This is a genomic window from Skermanella sp. (genome assembly GCF_059503625.1).
Genome location: NZ_JCACHA010000434.1, coordinates 1 through 2,387, shown reverse-complemented (window position 1 = coordinate 2,387; position 2,387 = coordinate 1). Strand labels below are relative to the sequence as shown.

General features: G+C 57.2%; 4 protein-coding genes. All 4 read left to right on the top strand.

Features of this window, described 5'->3' with window-relative positions:
• The first annotated feature begins 546 nt into the window (after window positions 1-546).
• The gene (locus AC5JJ6_RS09465; protein ID WP_496041799.1) at window positions 547-789 is read left to right on the top strand and encodes a hypothetical protein; all 243 of its coding nucleotides are present in this window, start codon (window positions 547-549) and stop codon (window positions 787-789) included.
• A gap of 12 nt (window positions 790-801) precedes the next feature.
• Window positions 802-1,365: a recombinase family protein gene (locus AC5JJ6_RS09460; protein ID WP_496041798.1), complete on the top strand. Its 564-nt coding sequence runs from the start codon at window positions 802-804 to the stop codon at window positions 1,363-1,365.
• Complete coding sequence (locus AC5JJ6_RS09455; RefSeq protein ID WP_496041797.1) at window positions 1,362-1,607, top strand: hypothetical protein; 246 nt, start codon at window positions 1,362-1,364, stop codon at window positions 1,605-1,607. Before AC5JJ6_RS09460 ends, AC5JJ6_RS09455 begins: the two co-directional genes overlap by 4 nt.
• 693 nt (window positions 1,608-2,300) lie before the next feature.
• The coding region (locus AC5JJ6_RS09450) for a dodecin domain-containing protein (protein ID WP_496041800.1) at window positions 2,301-2,387 on the top strand (87 nt) is incomplete at its 3' end.

Genomic DNA, 2,387 nt, shown 5'->3' with positions numbered 1-2,387 from the left:
CCCACCACCGTGGCCCAAGGCGGGGGCTAGTCCGTAGCGATCTCATTGAGCCGGCGCCGCCGCATCCGGCTGCATTTGATGTAATATATATTGCATTGGCGGCGAAAGTTGAATTTTCGGCTTATGACTGCTGCCGAACGTGAAAAAGCCCCGCATCATCTCTGAGCGGGGCTAAGGCGAAGCTTGCTGATCTCATCAGAGATAGGATCAGTTTAGATCGAAATCGCTTATAAAAGCTTAACGTCCTGCCAATAACACAAGAAGACCCCGCCGTCGAGGCAAACTCCGGCGGGGTCCAGTTGGGGCCACCCTGCCGCTCACCGCTGATCGACAGGTTAAAAAAATAGTAACATTTTATGTTTTTCCTGCTTATACCTCTTTAGATAATCTTCGGAGAGTGTCCAAAAACGGTCGTTATTCGACAATTATAATAGCATTTTATCTTTCCGCATAGATGCTGGTACTCAAACTGTTCGAAACCCCTGTTGGAAAGATGAGCGGGGCGTGTTAGATTATGAACAGGTTTTCAACAGTTTAGGAGGCGTCATGCTCGACCATCGGGAGAAATTCAAAGTTGATATGCACGTCATCTATCAAAGCTCAATCCGGCGCGGGATCATAACCGAGATTACGGACACATCCGTCGCCGTCCGACTATACCGCAAAGATAATGTGCGACCGGGAAACAAGGTGAAGCGATTCACCGCAGCCGAGGCGATCCATAAACTCTGGCCTGCTCCAGTACCCGCCTGGCGGAGCAACGGGGTCGAGGACGAGGAACAGGAATAGTAGGGAGCAATCATGCTTGTTGGTTACGGGCGCGTATCAACCACTGACCAGAACCCGGCGATGCAGGAAGACGCGCTTCGTGCCGCTGGCTGTGAGAAGTTGTTCATAGAGAAGGTGTCGTCGGGGAAGAAGGACCGGCCCCAGCTTACGGCGGCACTCGACTACGTGAGATCGGGCGACACGCTGGTCGTCTGGCGCCTAGACCGGCTTGCCCGATCGATCCGGCAATTGATCCAGACCGTTGAGGACATGGAGGCGCGCGGCGTTGGGCTGAAGTCTCTTACTGAAGCGATCGACACCAGCACCCCAGGCGGTCGGCTCGTCTTTCACATCTTCGGGAGCATCGCCGAGTTCGAGCGGGCCATCATCCGGGAGCGGACGAAGGCCGGCGTCGTCGCGGCGAAGGCAAGAGGCCGAGTGGGAGGCCGACCCGCGAAGTTGGAAGGCGAGCGAGCCCAGCATGCCAAGATGATGTTGAACGCAGGGACGTCCGTGTCGGCCGTGGCTCGATCCATGGGGGTGTCTCGATCGACCGTGCTGCGGGCTACACGGATGTTGGAAGGAACTCCTGCATGACCTTCGCTGAATTGATGGCAGCCGCGAACGAGTCAAAGGTCGGCCGCAATGCTGGCCAGTGGACCCCCGGCGCCTGCCGGGTATGGCGCGAAGCCGACCCGGAGGATGCCCGGCTGCTGGAAGCGGCGTTGGCCTGGGAGCTGGCCATGGGACGCAAGGCGACGCCGGGCGACGAGGCCGCGGTGCGTGAGCGGCGTCGGCAGATGGACGAGGCGACGGCAGCGATGAAGGCGGAGAGGTAAACCGCCGCATAAAATCTGCTTTCAATCGGAAGCCAGAGGTTATCATGCCGCCGCGACCACAGCCGACATCACCGTCCTCTCAGGAATGTCCACAATGCGCTTCTTCCTGATTCCCGTCGTGGCGGGATGTCTCTACCTCACCATAAAGCAGCCCACCCTAGCGCGTAGTTTGCCGTGGCTTTTCGGAGCACTTGCCGCGATTGTGCTACTGGTCTATGCGGCGAACTACTCCTGACCTTGAAGTCGCCAGGGCATTCGGCGTCGGGAGAACGACGCTATACCGATCATTGCAGCGGACAGTGTAACTGAACGACGGGACTTTGAATAGAAGCCCTGTCGTTCAGCGACCATAGACTGGAAACGCTTACTTATGCTGCCGGTCGTGGAAGAGGGGAGTCAACCGACATTGCTTTTATATGCTTTCGCATTTAACGAAGAGTGAAGACGATGAACTTCGCGGAACTGCTTGCCGCCGCCAACGAAAGTAAAGTCGGGCGGAACGCGGGGCAATGGACGCCGACCGCCTGCAAGACTTGGTGAGAAGCCGATCCTGAAGACGCCAGGAGCGCTGCATAAAAAGGACCAGTGGGGATTAGACGATCTGACGGAGCGATCGTCACCGCGCAGCGATCCTCCTCAAAGCCTGTTGAGAACATTGGGCGTGCAGCCCAAACACTCTCAGGAGGAACTATCATGGCTCTGATCAAGGTGATCGAGGTACTTGCCGAGTCTCCGAATAGCTGGGAGGAGGCGGCGCAGATGGCGGTCAAGGAAGCCTCC

Bases quoted from the DNA above. Each gene is read 5' to 3' on its own strand.
- AC5JJ6_RS09465 (WP_496041799.1), top strand. From the start codon at position 547: ATGCTCGACCATCGGGAGAAATTCAAAGTTGATATGCACGTCATCTAT.
- AC5JJ6_RS09460 (WP_496041798.1), top strand. From the start codon at position 802: ATGCTTGTTGGTTACGGGCGCGTATCAACCACTGACCAGAACCCGGCG.
- AC5JJ6_RS09455 (WP_496041797.1), top strand. From the start codon at position 1,362: ATGACCTTCGCTGAATTGATGGCAGCCGCGAACGAGTCAAAGGTCGGC.